The sequence below is a fragment of the Photobacterium sp. R1 genome, from assembly GCF_054600795.1.
This window is the reverse complement of record NZ_BAAHZP010000155.1, coordinates 1-394: the sequence shown is the minus strand read 5'-3', so window position 1 is coordinate 394 and position 394 is coordinate 1. Positions and strand designations below refer to the sequence as shown.

Below are 394 nucleotides of genomic sequence, written 5' to 3'. Positions count from 1 at the left end.
TGCACTGGTTCAATACCCGGGCACAACAGGTGCTATTGCTGATCTGACTGACATTATTGAAAAAGCGCACGCCAAGAAAACACTGGTCGCTGTAGCTTCTGATCTGCTGGCACTGACTATCCTCAAAGCGCCGGGCGAAATGGGTGCAGACGTAGTCATCGGCAGTGCGCAACGCTTCGGCGTACCAATGGGCTTCGGTGGCCCGCATGCCGGCTTCATGGCAACCAAAGATCAGCATAAACGTACCATGCCTGGTCGTGTTATTGGTGTATCGAAAGATGCCAAAGGCAATCAGGCGCTGCGTATGGCGATGCAAACGCGTGAGCAGCATATCCGCCGCGAGAAAGCGACCTCTAACATCTGTACCGCTCAGGCACTGCTGGCCAATATGGCG

General features: G+C 54.6%; 1 pseudogene. It reads left to right on the top strand.

Going from position 1 to position 394, the window contains the following annotated elements:
- Nucleotides 1-394, top strand: a pseudogene (locus tag ACYP03_RS24450) (glycine dehydrogenase (aminomethyl-transferring)); the annotation flags it as partial.